This is a genomic window from Variibacter gotjawalensis, from assembly GCF_002355335.1.
Taxonomy (GTDB): domain Bacteria; phylum Pseudomonadota; class Alphaproteobacteria; order Rhizobiales; family Xanthobacteraceae; genus Variibacter; species Variibacter gotjawalensis.
Genome location: NZ_AP014946.1, coordinates 1,307,671 through 1,321,539 on the forward strand (window position 1 = coordinate 1,307,671; position 13,869 = coordinate 1,321,539).

Genomic DNA, 13,869 nt, shown 5'->3' on the forward strand with positions numbered 1-13,869 from the left:
ATGTTTTCGGCTTAAGGACGCGCGAGCGTCACGTCTGCCTTTTGAAGATCGGCCAAGAAGGCGTCACTCGCGAAGTAGGCATGCTCGCGTTGACGTAGTTGGGTGACGGGGTCGAGACGTTCAAGCGTCGCGTCGACGAATCCCGGATGACACATGACAAGGCCGCCGTCCGGCAAGCCGTTGAGGAAGCTTGGGAAAATACGCGAAAAATCGGTCGCGGAGCTGAACGTATAGGTGCCCGCGAAGGCCGGATTTGTCGCGAGGCCAAATGCCGCAGCGTTTGCTTTGAACGTTCGCGACAGTGCGTCGAGTAACATGCCCTTTGGATCGCCGAGGCCGGCCGGCTGCGCGCGGCCCCCTTGGCGGACCCGAGCGCCGGGCGCGTGTTTTGCCGTTGCCGCCAGCACGGCGTCGCGGATTTGCGGGAAGAGTTGCACGTGCTGATGCCCGTCGACGAAATCCGGCGCGCGGCCGAACAGCTCAGCGAAGCGCGTGAACTGCGCGTCCACCTCGCGCGCCAACGCGGCACGATCGAGTTGGCGCGCCAGCGCACGCAGCAGCATCGGTGTCAGCGTCGGAAATGCGCCGTCGCTGAGCGGTGTGAAGTTTGGCGTTAGCGGCCGGAACGGGGCCGTCAGCGTGACGTGCAATCCGATCGCAGCATTCTTGTCGGCGCCTACGCAATCGAGGAGCGCGCGCGCAGCGTCCGCGTCGCATGCGGGCTGTGCCGTCATAACGGAGGTCGCGTTGAGGCGGCCACGTTCGATCAGATCGCGAATCGCAGCATTGACGCCCGGCGCCATGCCGTAGTCATCGGCGCAGAGCCAGATGCTGCGCATCACTCGGCCACGACCTCGCGGTCCGCGCTGCGGACTGAGTCAATCTTAGCCAGCGTCTTCACCGAATGCTCGGCGACGAAATACGACGGGCGGCCTTTGATCTCGGAGAGCACCTTGCCGATATATTCGCCGACGATCCCGATCATGATCAGCTGCACGCCACCGAGCACCATCATGCCGACGACGACGGACGGATAACCCGGCACGCTCTGGCCGAAGAACACGGTCTCGACCAATATCTGCACGCCGAAGACGAAGGCGACACCGGCCATCAGGAGGCCGAGCATGCTGGCGATGCGCAGCGGCGCGACCGAGAAGGACGTCAGCCCCTCGATCGACAGCGACGCCAGCGCTTTCATGTTCCAGCTCGACACGCCGTGTTCGCGTTCGGCCGGCTCGTAATTGACGCGAAGCTGCTTGAAGCCGATCCAGCTCGCCAGGCCTTTGAAGAAGCGATTGCGCTCCGGCATGCGGCGCAGCGCGTCGGTCGCCCGCGGCGAAAGCAGGCGGAAGTCGCCGGCATCTTCCGGGATCTTGTGCCGCGCGCTCCAGTTCAGCGTCTGGTAGAAAACTTTCGCGAACAATTTGCGCAGCAGCGGCTCGCCATCGCGATTGGCTTTCGCCGTGTAGACGACGTCGTAGCCCTCATCCATCCAATGCGAAACGAGTTCCTCGGCAAGCGTCGGTGGATGTTGGCCATCGCCGTCCATGAATAGCGTCGCGCCGAGCCGGGCGTGATCGAGACCCGCGAGCAGGGCGGCTTCCTTGCCGAAGTTGCGCGATAGCGAGACGGCCTGCACGTCGAGATACGGTGTCGGCGCAAGGTCGCTCGCGACCGCGAAGGTATCGTCGCGGCTGCCGTCGTCGACATAGACGACCTCGCACGCAAGGCCCCAGCGCGCGGCGAGGTGTTCGGCGAGCGTGCCAAGACGGGTATGCAGCGACCGCAGGCCCTGGCCCTCGTTATAGGCCGGGACGATGATCGACAGCCCGGACTTGGATGCGGGGCGCGCGGCAGGGGCCTGTTTCATTTCGCTCTCGGTTTACCTCTTGCTGGCATCATATCCCAGCAAAGTTGAAACTCGGTAGCTTTCGGGAAGCCGAGGCTTTGCGGAAATAATCTGCTATAGCGGCCGCGCGGCGGCGCTAGAGCATTTTCAAGTGAAGTGGACCCCGGTTCACGTCAAGAAAATGCGACCACTCAAGAATCGAGAGCCCCGCTTTTGATTTTATCAAAGCGGGGGCTCTGGCTGCCCGAGGAGCCGCGTTATGGTGCGCAAGACAATCAGTTTCGGCCTTGTCGGCGTCATCAACGCGGCCGTGGATGCCAGCGTTTTCTTTGCCGCAATCAATTGGCTGACCGATTCGCGCATCGTCGCCAACGTCCTGGCCTGGCTGGTGGCGGTGTCCGGCTCTTACGTGATGAATTCGTACACGACCTTCGCGGTCGAGTCGGGCCGCAAGCTCCAGCTCCAGGATTATTGGAAATTTGTCGCTTCGGGCATCCTCGGCATGGTGGCGAATACCGCGACCCTGCTCATCGTCGACCACTTTGCGCCGCTATGGGTCGCCAAGCTGGTCGCCCTCGCCGTCAGCTTCGTCGTCAATTTCTCGATGTCGCACTTCGTCATCTTCCCGGCGAAACGCGCCGCCGAGAATAAGCCGCCGGTGGGTTAGGCGGCGTCCAAGCCACCTGTGAGCTTGTCGTAGAGCGGATTGTCACGCGTGAAGACGTAATCGAGGCGCGAGACCGACACGGCCTCTGCTCCGCGCGCGCGCAATAACTCGGCGAGCGCATGCACGTTACGCGGCGGGCAGTGCAGCGTGATCATGCCGGACGACGTCGGCCCGCCGAACGGCGACACGACACCGAATTTCTCGCGCGCTTCCGACAGCAACGCATCGTCGCAACCTGCAAAGCGCGTGCGCACTTCGCTGAACGCATCGGCGCGATCCTGTGCCGTGATGCGATCGAGAATGATGCGCGCGGATTCGCGCGCCGCGTCGCTCCACGGAGCCGTCTTGCTGGCGACGAGGTTGGCCTGCGAGCGCAGCATCACCCCATCGTCGACGACCTTCAGCGCGTTGGCGGCGAGCGTCGAGCCTGTCGTCGTGATGTCGACGACGAGTTCGGCTGAACCGGCAGCGGGTGCACCTTCGGTCGCGCCGAGGCTTTCGACGATACGATAATCCGCGATGCCGTTCTTGGCGAAGAACTGCCGCGTGAGATTGAGGTACTTCGTCGCGACGCGCATCTTGCGATCGTTGCGCAGACGGAAGGATGTCGCGACGTCGTCGAGGTCCGCCATCGTGCGCACATCGATCCACGCTTGCGGCACAGCGACGACAACGTTCGCATAGCCGAAGCCGAGCGGCGTGAGCATGACGACCTTGCGGTCCGCGTCCGTGATGTATTCGCGGACAAGGTCTTCGCCCGTGATGCCGAAATGCGCCGCGCCTTGCGCCAGCTGCTGCGTGATGTCCGACGCCGACAGGTACGCGACCTCGACGCCGTCGAGCCCTTCGATCGCGCCGCGATATTCGCGCGTACCGCGCGGCTGCACCAGCTTGAGGCCCGCGCGCTTGAAGAAGTCGTGCGTCTGTTCCTGCAGGCGGCCCTTCGACGGGACCGCGATGATGAGGTGCCCGTTCACGCTGCACCTCCCACATCCGCCAATCGATCGGGCCAGACCGCGAAGCCGACCGCCGGGATCGCCTGCGCGGCACCAAGACGCGCCAGCATGCCGTCGTATCGTCCGCCGGCGACGAGATAACGTCCGTCGCTGCGCTTCGGATCATGCAGTTCGAAAACGAGGCCCGTATAGTAATCGAGGCCGCGTCCGTAGCTCGTCGAGAATTTCACGCGCGTCACATCGAGCCCGCGCGCGGCGAGGAAGCCCGTGCGGCTCTCGAACAGATCGAGCGCCTGTTCCATGTTGAGTTTGGCATCGGCCGACAGTGCGCGCAGCGCGGCCGCGGCTTCGTCCGGGTCCGCCGCGATCGCAAGGAAGCGTTGAATAACGGCCGTCATCTCTTGCGGCAGACGTGTCGCGGTCGACAGCGCGGCCTGATCGAGGAAACGCTCGGTGATTTCGTTGATCGAGCGTCCGCCGACTGCCGTAATGCCGGCAATCGAGATCAGGTCGCTGATCAGCGCCTGCGCGCCTTTGCGATCCTGCCCGGCAAGAGCCGCGAGCACGCCCTGATATTCCGAGCGCTCGCTCGCCGCGACATTGAGGCTGACGAGATCGTTCTGGAGCGACTCGGCGCGGTTGAAGTCTTTCACCAGGCGGCGCTTCCACGCCGCCGGCAGATCGATCGCTTCGATCAATGCTGCGAAGAGGCCGACATCGCCCATGCGAATGTCCGGCGCGGTGAGGCCGTAGTGCGCGGTCGCTTCTAGCCCAAGCGCAACCATCTCGGCGTCCGCCGCCGCGATATCGGTGCGCCCGAACGACTCGATACCACCCTGGATGAACTCAGCGGTCGCCTCGCCGCGATAGCGGAAGACTGGGCCGAGGTAACAGAAATTCGCCACGTCGCCGGCAGCAGCCGAGGCGAGATAGTCGCGCGCGACCGGGATCGTCAGGTCGGGGCGCAGACAAAATTCGCGGCCGCCAGCGTCGGTGGTCAGATACATGCGGCGGCGGATGTCCTCGCCCGAGAGGTCAAGAAACGGCTCCGCCGGCTGTAGAATCGCTGGATTGGCGCGCGCGTAGCCCTGCGCTTCGAACTGCGCGGTCAGGCTTTCGGCACGGGGATCGGTGGCAGTCACGATTACGGTCTTACGCTGGTGTGGAAGTGGTTGGTCGGAGACCACGGAAGTCGGTTCAATTCGTCGAAAATGTATCACGCCGCACGTTACGCTTCAGGCCGCTCGCTAAACGCAATTAACGCGGCCGTGTTAAGGATTTGATGACGATAGTCGCCGCGTCAGGAATGTCGGGCCAAGACCTCGCGAACCGCCTCGACGAGCTTGTCTTCCGGCACCGCGAATTGGGCGGAGCGCGCCTCGCGATACTCCTCGTGCGACGTGATGGCGGCAGCGGCCTTAGCGCCCTCGATCAAATCCTTGATCTGCACTTCGCCGCGCGCCTTCTCGTCGCCGCCCTGGATGACGACGCACGGCGCGTTGCGCTTGTCGGCATATTTCATCTGGTTGCCGAAATTCTTCGGGTTACCGAGATAGAGTTCGGCGCGAATGCCGGCGCCGCGCAGCGCCTGCACCATGCGCTGATAATCCGCGATGCGATCGCGATCGAAGATCGTGACGACAACAGGACCGAGTGTTTTCTCCGCGCCCAGCTTGCCGATCATCGTCAGCGCGGCTTGCAGGCGCGAGACGCCGATAGAGAAACCGGTCGCGGGCACGGGCTCCGGACGGAAGCGCGAAACGAGCCCGTCGTAACGGCCACCGCCGCCGACCGAACCGAAGCGCACCGGGCGCCCCTTTTCGTCCTTCGTCTCGATCAGAAGTTCGGCTTCGAACACCGGCCCTGTATAGTATTCGAGACCGCGCACGACCGACGGATCGATGCGGATGCGATCGTTGCCGTAGCCAGCGCCCTCGACGATCTTCGCAATTTCGGTGAGTTCATCGATGCCTTCACTGCGCCGTGCGGAAGCTTCGCCCGTGCCGCGAATGGCGGCGAGAACGTCCGTGTTGCTGCCTTCGTAGCGGCGGACCTTGCTGATGATTTCTGCGGCTTGCTCTGCACTGAGCCCGGCGCCCTTCGTGAAGTCACCGGATTCGTCTTTGCGCCCCGTCGTCAGAAGCAATGCGACGTCGGCTTCGGAGAATTTATCGAGCTTGTCTATCGAACGCATCACGGCGAGCCGCACGCCGGCATTCTCATTGCCGCCGATGCCGATCTCTTCCATCACGCCATCGAGCACTTTGCGATTGTTCACTTTGATCACGTAGTCGCCGCGCGGAATGCCGAGTGCTTCCAGCGTATCCGCCGCCATCATGCAGATCTCGGCATCTGCGGCGGGTGAGCCGCTACCGACCGTGTCGGCGTCGAACTGCATGAACTGACGGAAGCGGCCCGGTCCCGGCTTCTCGTTGCGGAAGACATAGCCGGCGCGATAGCTGCGATACGGCAGCGCGAGGTGCTGATAGTTCTCCGCGACGTAGCGCGCGAGCGGCGCAGTCAGATCGTAGCGCAGCGACAACCACTGCTCGTCGTCGTCCTGAAACGAAAACACGCCCTCGTTCGGCCGATCCTGATCCGGCAGGAATTTGCCGAGCGCGTCCGTGTATTCGATAGCCGGCGTTTCCACCGGCTCGTAGCCGTAAAGTTCGTAGACGCGGCGGATCGTCTCCGTCATCTCGCGCGTGGCTGCGATCTCGGCCGGGCCGCGATCCGCGAAGCCGCGCGGCGCGCGCGCTTTAAGACGAGTAGGTTTCTGTTTCGACATTTGAAAATTCCTTCGGCCCGCTTGGTATCCGACGCTTCCTTTGGCCACAAGGTGGCGGCTGCCTTTGCAGCATGTTCTTGTTTTGTTCCAATCGTCATGCGATGCTTTTCGCCATGGCCCGCAGCAACAAGCCGTTTCCGAAAAAGCCGGTCTTTGCCAACCCGGTGAAGGATTCGCCTTACGCTTTCACGTTCGACGAGACCGAAATCAAGCCGCAGGCGCAGAAGGGACGCGGCGCCGTCAGCAATCAGGCGAGCACACGCTTCGAGCGTTACACCTCGGTTCGCGTCGACGATGGGTGGCAGCATGCTGGCAGCGAAACAGAAGAAGAACCGCGGCCGGAGACGCAGCTCTTTCTCGATACATCGCGCAGCATCGTCATGCGCAACGATTCGCCCGATATCGGTTTCTCGGCGAGCCTCAATCCATATCGCGGCTGCGAGCACGGTTGCGTCTACTGCTTCGCGCGCCCGTCGCACGCGTATCTCGGCATGTCGCCCGGTCTCGATTTCGAGACGAAGATTTTTCACAAGCCGAACGCCGCCGAATTGCTGCGCGCCGAGTTCGCGCGGCGCACGTATCGGCCCGAGTCGATTCTCATCGGCATCAACACGGATTGCTATCAGCCGCTCGAGCGCAAACTCGAAATCACCCGCAGCATCTTGAAGGTGATGGACGAGCATCGTCATCCGTGCAGCATCATCACGAAGTCGGCGCTTATCCTGCGCGACCTCGATATCTTGGCCCCGATGGCTGCGCGACGTCTCGTGCGAGTCGCCGTGACGCTCGGCACGTTGAGCGCCGACATCCATCGCAAGCTTGAACCGCGCGCACCCGCGCCGCAAAAGCGCGTCGCGACGATGCGGGCGCTATCCGCCGCCGGAATTCCGGTGACGATCATGGTCGCCCCGATGATTCCGGCGATCAACGATCACGAGGTCGAGGGCTTGTTGGAAGCCGCGCACGATGCCGGAGTGCGTCACGCCGGCTACACGGTTCTGCGCTTGCCGTGGGAGCTAAAGCAAATTTTCGAGGAATGGCTCACCGCGCATTTTCCGGATCGCGCATCGCACGTGCTCAGCTTGCTGCGCCAGATCTACGGCGGGAAACTCTACGACTCGGCCTGGGGTGTGCGTGGCAGAGGGACGGGGCCGTATGCGCAGCTCATCGGCCAACGCTTCCGCGTCGCGTGCGAGAAGCTCGGCCTCAACCGCGACGACAAGACGCTCGACCACAGCCAGTTTCGCAAGCCGTCGAAAAATCCCGGGCAGATGGAGATGTTTGGGGATTGATGGTCATTCCGGGGCGCGAGCGCTGTGCAAAGCACAGCCGAGCGAGCCCGGAATCCATATTCGCTGCAGGGAGTATGGATCCCGGACAGCCGCCGTTCGCTTCGCGAACTAACAGCGGCTTCCGGGATGACTACGGCGATTTCTTACGTACGCCGTCATGGCCCGGCTTGTCCGGGCCATCCACGACTTCACTGAGCTAGAAAGCAAGACGTGGATGGCCCGAATGAAGCGGGCCATGATGGAGAGGGTCGCAGAGCCCTCAGTCCGTCATGAGCGCGGAGAGAGTTGCGAACTCAGCGTGACTTACTGAATCGTCACTGGGAGCGTTACGCTGCCCTTCTTTCCGGTGACTTCATCGCGCAGCGTCGTCTCGACCTGATAATTGCCCTTCGGCAGCCCCGTGATGTTGTAGGTGAAGTTCACCATGAACTCGCGATTGCGGAATCGACTCGTCAGATTGAAGCGCTGAAAGCCTTCCTTCGCGAACAACTGTTTGCCGTTCGAATCGCGGATCGCGACGTCGGCGATGAAGTCGGTCTGCCAAGCGTCACCCTGCTTGCGCCAACCGAAGCCGACCGGCTCTCCGTAGAGCAGGAACGGCTCACCATCCGAAAAAGTGTTGTTCGGCTTCTGATTATAGATGCCGTAGCCTTCGCCCTTCTGCGTCACCCAAACGGCGCGGCGGAAGACGAGCGGCGCTTTTTCCCACAACACGTCGATAGCTTGGTCGAGCGCGTCGATAGCCTCAATGGTGCGCCCACGCGCGAGCAGGCCCTCGGCTTCCTTCGCCTTGTCGCCGATCGATTGTGCGGAAGCGGGTAAAGCGGTCGCAAGCGTCAGCAACGTCGCGGCGATGATTTTGCGCATGTGTTTCTTCTTTTCTGAGTTTTAGTAGAGCGTCTGCTTGATGCGCTCCGGATAGAGCTTGTCGTATTCGACGCCTTTGATCTCGCCCTTCGACAGTGCCTCGACCATCGTGCCTGTCGAGGGCAGCGCGGAGCGCTGAATTTGCGTTGCCGGGTCCCAGAGCTTCGAGCGCACGATCGCTTTCGAACACTGGAAGTAGACGCGATCGACCGTGACGACGATCACGCTGCGTGGCTGCTGGCCGTTGACGACGAAGCGTTCGAGCAATGCGGGTTCGACGGAGATCGCGGCGCGGCCGTTGACGCGCAGCGTTTCGCCGACGCCGGGAATGAGGAACAGCAGCGAGATGCGCGGATCGCGAATGATGTTGCGCAGGTTGTCGATTCGATTGTTGCCGCGCCGGTCCGGCAGCAGCAGTGTCTTTTGATCCGCAACCTCGACGAAACCCGGCGCGTCGCCGCGCGGCGAGCAATCGAGCCCTTCGTCCGACACGGTCGCGACTGAGCAGAACGGAGACGCTTTAATCATCGCGCCGTAGTGCTCGGAGATGTAGTCGATCTCCTTCGCGACGGCCGCACCGGACGGGTGGCCGTACCGCTCTTCGAGTGCTTCGAGCGACGTGATGTGGTGCGGGTTGATAACGTTCTTGTTCATGCGATCCTCGTAAGCCGAATTTACAACAACCACACGTCGCTGACTATGCGGGAGTGAGAAACTTCCCGTCTTCGCCCGCAATCATGCAGTCGAGAATGCTTCCAGGTAAAACGTCGGTGAGACGCACCGGCAAAAAGTGCTCCGTTCGCCCAATCCCGCCGCGTTCCGCCAAAATCTGCCGCCGTGCGCCGACTTCGCCGGCGAGCCGCGCGCGGAAAGCAGCCTCACCCTTTTCGCGCAGCCGCTTCGCGCGCTCCTTGACGGCGCGGCCGTCGACCTGCGGCATGCGCGCCGCCGGTGTGCCGGGGCGCGGCGAATACGGAAACACATGGAGATGCGTCAGGCCGCATGCATCGACGAGATCAAGCGATTGTTCGAACATCGCGTCGGTTTCGGTCGGGAAGCCCGCAATGATATCAGCGCCGAAAACGATGTCTGGCCGCAGACGCCGCGCCTCGTCGCAGAAACGGATCGCGTCGCCGCGCGAATGTCGCCGCTTCATGCGCTTGAGGATGAGATCGTCGCCCGCCTGGAGCGAGAGATGCAGGTGCGGCATCAACCGCTCTTCCTCGGCAAGCGCGATCATCAGATCGTCATCGGCCTCGACCGAGTCGATCGACGAGATGCGCAGGCGTTCGAGTTCCGGCACGTGCTTGAGAATCTGCCGCACGAGTTTGCCGAGCGTCGCTTCACCCGGCAGCCCGCTCCCGTAGCTCGTGATATCGACGCCCGTCAGCACGACTTCGCGCGCGCCGCGTTCGGTCAAGCGCCGGATCTGCGTGACGACTTCGCCCATCGGAACCGAGCGCGAATTTCCACGGCCGTATGGGATGATGCAGAAGGTGCAGCGGTGATCGCAACCGTTCTGCACCTGCACGAAGGCGCGCGTATGCCCTTCCAGCCCATCGATCAGATGCAGCGCGGTTTCTTTGACGGAGAGAATGTCATCGACCGCGATTTTCTCTTCCGCGCCGATGCCGAAAGCGTTCGCGGTGGCGCGCCAGCCCTCCGCCGAGAGCTTTTCCGAGTTGCCGATGACGCGCGTCACTTCCGGCATGTTCGCGAATGTCTGCGGCTCGGTCTGCGCCGCGCATCCGGTCACCAGAATGCGCGCGCCTGGCCGCTCGCGCGCCGCGCGGCGGATCGCCTGCCGCGCTTGCCGCACGGCTTCGCCGGTCACCGCACAGGTGTTGAAGACGATCGTGTCGGTGACGCCCGCGTCGGCGGCGTGCGCCCGCATCACTTCGGATTCGTGAATGTTGAGCCGGCACCCGAAGGTGACGATGTCGATATCAGGCCGCATCGCTCGCCGCGAACAGCTTCGGGTCGAAGCGCCCTTCGTATTCGTACGCGACCGGCCCGGTCATCAGGACGTGGTTGTCCTTCTCACGCCACTCGATGACGAGATCGCCGCCCGGCAGCGTTACCGTCACGGTGCGGCCGGTGCGCCGTGTGCGCGCGGCCGAAACCGCCGCCGCGCAAGCCGCCGAACCACAGGCAAGCGTCAAACCGGCGCCGCGCTCCCACGTGCGGACGATGAGATGTTCCTTCGACACCACCTGCGCGAGTGAGATATTTGCGCGCTCCGGGAAGATCGGATGGTTCTCCAGCATTGGGCCGATGCGCGAGAGATCGTAGGCGTTGACGTCATCGACCCAGAAGATCGCGTGCGGGTTGCCCATGCTCATGACCGACGGCGAGTGCAGAATCGGCTTGTCGATCGGCCCGATCTGCAGCGCGATTGCGCGCGTATCCTGAAATTCGTCGGCGAGCGGAACTTCATTCCAGGCAAACTTCGGCACGCCCATATCGACCGTGAAGCGGCCGTCCGCGTTCGGCCAGGAGTCGAGCAAACCGGCCGCCGTCTCGAACGTCATCTTGCTCTTGCCGGTTTCCTTGGCGACCAGCGAGGCGATGCAGCGTGTTCCGTTACCGCAGGCGCCGGCTTCGGAACCGTCCGTATTGTAGATGCGCACGAACGCGTCGGTGCCGGGCGTCTTTGCCGGATAGAGCGCCATCATCTGATCGAACGGCGCGCCGTCCGGTCCGGCGGCAGCCCGCGCCTCGTCGGCACTGATCGCCAACGGCTTTTGCCGCATGTCGACGACGACGATGCGGTTGCCGAGCCCGTTCATCTTGACGAACGGATGATTGCCGAGCGTGCTCATATGGCTTTCCACGAATGCGCCATCTGCCTAACGGCGGGCGCGAAATTTGCAAGGCTTGAGCTTTGCAACGCGCAATATAGTCGCCGTGATGCGCTTTTGCGACTCTCGCGCCGGAATACTGAACAGGCTCAAGAATTTCCCTTTAGTGGGGGCGGACCCATGCTAGATTCCAGGCATTATCAGAAGGGGCGTTCCGCCTCTTTGTCCCGAGGAGACTCTATGGTTCGCGCCCTTCAGTTCGCCGCGATCCTGTTGCTGACAGGCTCATTGAGTCTCAATGCGCAAACGCCGGCTCCGACGCCGCCGGCCGATCCGCAGCCTGCGCAGCCCGCACCGGCACAACCGGCGCCTGCGCAGCCGCCTGCCGCCCAGCCGGCCCCGCCGGATCAGCCGCCCGCCAATCCGGATTTCGGCGTCGAAGTGACGGTGCCGCCGCGCACGATCGTCTTCCTCAAGGGCACGGCCAACTGGGACTCGGCCTACGACACGCTGATCGACAGCTTCAAGACGCTCAACGATTTCCTCAAGCGCGAGAGCCTGACCGCGGCGGGATCGCCGCTAACGATCTACACGTCGACCGACGATACAGGCTTCCAGTTCCAGGCCGCGATTCCGATCGAGAAAGCGCCGGCCAATCCGCCGAAGGGCGACATCGAGATCGGTCAAGCGCCGTCCGGCAAGATGCTGAAATTCATCCATCGCGGCTCTTACGACAACATGGACGCGACCTACGAGGCGATCACCAACTTCCTCGACACGAAGCAGCTCGAAGCGCAGGACACCTTCGTCGAGGAATACGTGACCGACCCGCTGACGACCGCCGAGGATCAGCTCGTCATCAGCGTTCTCGTGCCGGTGAAGAGCAACTGACCGAGGTCATCCCGGAAGCCGCACGGCTCGCGCAGCGAGCTGCGGCTGTCCGGGATCCATAACCCCGGTGCTAGCTAGCAATTTCTGTGAGTATGGATTCCGGGCTCGCTGCTGGCTTGCTTCGCAAGCTGCGCGCGCCCCGGAATGACCAGCTGCTAAAGCTCCCACCCTTCGCCTGGCAACAGCATGCGAAAATCGTTTTCCGAAATCGAGGCGGCTTTGCACGCGGCGGTCAGCGCCATGCGTGGTGCGTCGATAGCTTCGTCGGTGAGTTGGAACGTTCCGAAGTGATGGCCGATCGCGCGCGGTGCGCCGAGATCCGCCAACGTCTTCACGGCGTCGTCAGGGTTCATGTGCTGATCCTTCATGAACCAGCGCGGCTCGTACGCGCCGACCGGCAGGATCGCGAGCCGGAACGGGCCGTATTTCTCGCGCGCCGTGCGGAAGTGATGGCCGTCGCCGTAACCTGAATCGCCGACGTGATAGATCGAACCGCCCGGCGTCTTCAGCGCGAAGGCGGCCCATAGCGCTTTGTTGCGATCGCCGATGCCGCGCGCCGACCAATGCCGCGACGGATGCAGCGCGGCCGAAACGCCATTGCCGAGATCGACACGGTCGCCCCAATCGTAAGCCTCAGCGCGGATCGCCGGGACGTCGGCGCGCATGATCGTGTCGTTGCCGAGCGGTGTGACGACACGCGGGTTGTGCTTGTCCGCCAATAATTTCAGCGTCGCAATGTCGAGGTGATCGTAGTGATTGTGCGTCACCAGGACGATGTCGATCTTCGGCAGCGCATCGAATGCGATGCCGGGCGCACGCGCGCGCTTCGGCCCCGCGAAGGTGAAGGGCGACGCGCGCTGCGACCACACCGGGTCGATCAAGATGTTGAGACCCGCGGTCTGGATCAGCATCGACGCATGGCCGATCGCGGTGACGCGTAACGCGTCGCCATCGACGCGGGGCGGCGGCGGCGCAAATGTGCCGTTGGCGACATTCGTCGGCCACACCGCGACGCTGTTGCCGGGTAACTTGCTCTCGATCATCCACTTGAGCACGGAGCTGAGTGCTTTCGGCGGAGTTCCATATTGGTCGAAGAATTGCGTGCCGTCGAAATGATCGGAGACTGGGCCGTCGTAATAGCGCGCCAAGGCAGACCATCCTGTCATGAACGCGCCACCTGCCGCCGCGAGTGCGGCGAACGAGATGAAAAAACGGCGACGCGTGAGATTCATGACGCGCGATGTAGCATGGGGTGCGGCTGCGTTCAGCCCCTTGGTGCGAACACCATCAAGGTCGACGTGCCATGCGCGAGGATGCGGCCTTCGATGTCCTCGATCCTGCCTTCGACCGAGATGATCTGTTTGCCGCGCGAAACGACCTTGCCGGTGGCGCGGACACGGCCGGTCTTGATCGTGATAGCGCGCGAGAAATTGCCCTTCGTCTCAATCGACGCGTAACCGACGCCGGGCGGCAGCGTCGAATGGCCCGCGCAACCCGTAACGCTATCGAGGATCGTCAGCGCCCAGCCGCCATGCACACCGCCCATCGGGTTGAGGAATTCAGCGGTCGGCTCGCCCTCGAACACGCAGGTGCCTTCGCCGACTTCGGTGAGGATGAAGTTGAGCGTCTTCGAGATCGGCGGCGCCGGCAGTTTGCCGGCGAGCATCGCCTGCAACGTCTCAAGTCCGGTCAATCCGGCGATCTGCTGCGGTGTTGCTACTCCGTATTGAATGTCTTTCGGCGCCAGCACGTGTTGGT

At 63.0% G+C, this 13,869-nt stretch carries 14 protein-coding genes; 3 read left to right on the forward strand and 11 right to left on the reverse strand.

Annotated features, from left to right (window positions below; all coding sequences use genetic code 11):
- Positions 1 to 11 precede the first annotated feature (11 nt).
- Both GJW30_RS06305 and GJW30_RS06310 read right to left on the reverse strand, forming a co-directional pair.
- Positions 12 to 839, reverse strand: a complete 828-nt coding sequence (locus tag GJW30_RS06305; RefSeq protein WP_096353099.1) for a ChbG/HpnK family deacetylase — start codon at positions 837 to 839, stop codon at positions 12 to 14.
- Entirely contained in the window at positions 839 to 1,870 is a 1,032-nt protein-coding gene (locus GJW30_RS06310; protein ID WP_096353102.1) for a glycosyltransferase family 2 protein, read from the reverse strand. Before GJW30_RS06310 ends, GJW30_RS06305 begins: the two co-directional genes overlap by 1 nt.
- Before the next feature lie 238 nt (positions 1,871 to 2,108).
- On the opposite strand from GJW30_RS06310, the gene GJW30_RS06315 reads away from it, so the two are divergent.
- Complete coding sequence (locus tag GJW30_RS06315) at positions 2,109 to 2,516, forward strand: GtrA family protein (RefSeq protein ID WP_096353104.1); 408 nt, start codon at positions 2,109 to 2,111, stop codon at positions 2,514 to 2,516.
- Here GJW30_RS06315 and hisG read toward each other — a convergent pair.
- The 3 genes from hisG to hisS all read right to left on the reverse strand — a co-directional run bounded on the left by hisG (position 2,513) and on the right by hisS (position 6,260).
- Positions 2,513 to 3,493 (reverse strand): ATP phosphoribosyltransferase, encoded by a 981-nt coding sequence (hisG, locus tag GJW30_RS06320; protein ID WP_096353107.1) that lies wholly within the window; start codon positions 3,491 to 3,493, stop codon positions 2,513 to 2,515. The two genes, GJW30_RS06315 and hisG, sit on opposite strands and share 4 nt — an antisense overlap.
- Positions 3,490 to 4,614, reverse strand: coding sequence for an ATP phosphoribosyltransferase regulatory subunit (locus tag GJW30_RS06325; RefSeq protein ID WP_245408674.1), 1,125 nt, complete (start codon positions 4,612 to 4,614; stop codon positions 3,490 to 3,492). Before GJW30_RS06325 ends, hisG begins: the two co-directional genes overlap by 4 nt.
- Positions 4,615 to 4,772: 158 nt before the next feature.
- Entirely contained in the window at positions 4,773 to 6,260 is a 1,488-nt protein-coding gene (gene hisS, locus GJW30_RS06330; protein WP_096353110.1) for a histidine--tRNA ligase, read from the reverse strand.
- Between the two features lie 113 nt (positions 6,261 to 6,373).
- Here hisS and GJW30_RS06335 point away from each other — a divergent pair, with 113 nt between their 5' ends.
- Positions 6,374 to 7,552, forward strand: a complete 1,179-nt coding sequence (locus tag GJW30_RS06335; protein ID WP_096358690.1) for a PA0069 family radical SAM protein — start codon at positions 6,374 to 6,376, stop codon at positions 7,550 to 7,552.
- 303 nt (positions 7,553 to 7,855) lie between these two features.
- Here the strand turns inward: GJW30_RS06335 and GJW30_RS06340 are convergent, their stop codons facing one another.
- Genes GJW30_RS06340 through dapF form a run of 4 tightly spaced genes read right to left on the reverse strand, consistent with a single transcriptional unit; the run spans position 7,856 to position 11,241 of the window.
- Positions 7,856 to 8,419, reverse strand: coding sequence for a hypothetical protein (locus GJW30_RS06340; RefSeq protein WP_096353113.1), 564 nt, complete (start codon positions 8,417 to 8,419; stop codon positions 7,856 to 7,858).
- A 21-nt stretch (positions 8,420 to 8,440) separates the two neighbouring features.
- Positions 8,441 to 9,073: a pyridoxamine 5'-phosphate oxidase family protein gene (locus GJW30_RS06345; protein ID WP_096353116.1), complete on the reverse strand. Its 633-nt coding sequence runs from the start codon at positions 9,071 to 9,073 to the stop codon at positions 8,441 to 8,443.
- A gap of 43 nt (positions 9,074 to 9,116) precedes the next feature.
- Complete coding sequence (gene mtaB, locus GJW30_RS06350; RefSeq protein WP_096353119.1) at positions 9,117 to 10,376, reverse strand: tRNA (N(6)-L-threonylcarbamoyladenosine(37)-C(2))-methylthiotransferase MtaB; 1,260 nt, start codon at positions 10,374 to 10,376, stop codon at positions 9,117 to 9,119.
- Positions 10,366 to 11,241: a diaminopimelate epimerase gene (gene dapF / locus GJW30_RS06355; RefSeq protein ID WP_096358691.1), complete on the reverse strand. Its 876-nt coding sequence runs from the start codon at positions 11,239 to 11,241 to the stop codon at positions 10,366 to 10,368. The genes mtaB and dapF overlap by 11 nt, the downstream gene beginning before the upstream one ends.
- A 219-nt stretch (positions 11,242 to 11,460) precedes the next feature.
- On the opposite strand from dapF, the gene GJW30_RS06360 reads away from it, so the two are divergent.
- Entirely contained in the window at positions 11,461 to 12,111 is a 651-nt protein-coding gene (locus tag GJW30_RS06360; protein ID WP_096353122.1) for a GyrI-like domain-containing protein, read from the forward strand.
- A 155-nt stretch (positions 12,112 to 12,266) separates the two neighbouring features.
- On the opposite strand, the gene GJW30_RS06365 is transcribed toward GJW30_RS06360, so the two are convergent.
- Together GJW30_RS06365 and GJW30_RS06370 are read right to left on the reverse strand one after the other, a co-directional pair.
- The gene (locus GJW30_RS06365) at positions 12,267 to 13,343 is read right to left on the reverse strand and encodes an MBL fold metallo-hydrolase (protein WP_096353125.1); all 1,077 of its coding nucleotides are present in this window, start codon (positions 13,341 to 13,343) and stop codon (positions 12,267 to 12,269) included.
- 32 nt (positions 13,344 to 13,375) lie between these two features.
- A complete protein-coding gene (locus GJW30_RS06370) occupies positions 13,376 to 13,861 on the reverse strand; it encodes a PaaI family thioesterase (protein WP_197703774.1) in 486 nt (161 codons plus the stop codon).
- Between the last annotated feature and the right edge of the window lie 8 nt (positions 13,862 to 13,869).

Coding starts and splice junctions, on each gene's coding strand:
- GJW30_RS06360 (WP_096353122.1), top strand. CDS start 11,461: ATGGTTCGCGCCCTTCAGTTCGCCGCGATCCTGTTGCTGACAGGCTCA.
- dapF (WP_096358691.1), bottom strand. CDS start 11,241: ATGAGCACGCTCGGCAATCATCCGTTCGTCAAGATGAACGGGCTCGGC.
- GJW30_RS06335 (WP_096358690.1), top strand. CDS start 6,374: ATGGCCCGCAGCAACAAGCCGTTTCCGAAAAAGCCGGTCTTTGCCAAC.
- mtaB (WP_096353119.1), bottom strand. CDS start 10,376: ATGCGGCCTGATATCGACATCGTCACCTTCGGGTGCCGGCTCAACATT.
- GJW30_RS06340 (WP_096353113.1), bottom strand. CDS start 8,419: ATGCGCAAAATCATCGCCGCGACGTTGCTGACGCTTGCGACCGCTTTA.
- GJW30_RS06365 (WP_096353125.1), bottom strand. CDS start 13,343: ATGAATCTCACGCGTCGCCGTTTTTTCATCTCGTTCGCCGCACTCGCG.
- GJW30_RS06305 (WP_096353099.1), bottom strand. CDS start 839: ATGCGCAGCATCTGGCTCTGCGCCGATGACTACGGCATGGCGCCGGGC.
- GJW30_RS06315 (WP_096353104.1), top strand. CDS start 2,109: ATGGTGCGCAAGACAATCAGTTTCGGCCTTGTCGGCGTCATCAACGCG.
- GJW30_RS06345 (WP_096353116.1), bottom strand. CDS start 9,073: ATGAACAAGAACGTTATCAACCCGCACCACATCACGTCGCTCGAAGCA.
- GJW30_RS06310 (WP_096353102.1), bottom strand. CDS start 1,870: ATGAAACAGGCCCCTGCCGCGCGCCCCGCATCCAAGTCCGGGCTGTCG.
- hisS (WP_096353110.1), bottom strand. CDS start 6,260: ATGTCGAAACAGAAACCTACTCGTCTTAAAGCGCGCGCGCCGCGCGGC.